Source organism: Arthrobacter halodurans, from assembly GCF_041877255.1.
In the GTDB taxonomy this organism is placed as follows: domain Bacteria; phylum Actinomycetota; class Actinomycetes; order Actinomycetales; family Micrococcaceae; genus Arthrobacter_N; species Arthrobacter_N halodurans.
In genome coordinates this window covers 1-224 of the sequence record NZ_JBHDLJ010000051.1, presented here as the reverse complement: position 1 = coordinate 224, position 224 = coordinate 1, and the positions used below count along the sequence as shown (strand labels likewise).

At 81.7% G+C, this 224-nt stretch carries 1 protein-coding gene; it reads left to right on the top strand.

The genetic code is table 11. From position 1 onward, the window contains the following. On the top strand, nucleotides 1–224 hold a 224-nt coding region (locus ACETWP_RS17425; protein ID WP_373973542.1), incomplete at both ends, for a hypothetical protein.

Sequence of the window (224 nt, the reverse complement as noted above, 5' to 3'; positions counted from 1 at the left end):
CCCGGTCCCCCAACCACCCGCCATCGACCCGCGGCAACCCGCCCCCCGCACCCGGACCGCCGGGACTTCCGGGGCCGCCGCCGGAGACTACGGGGCCACCTGCGTCGCCGGGACCACCGCCGGGCACTCCGGACACGCCGGGGCCACCGGGACCACCGCCGGGACCGCCGGCCGCGGCCGCGGCCGCGGCCAGCAACTCCCCGGCCCGACCCGTGAGGACCTCA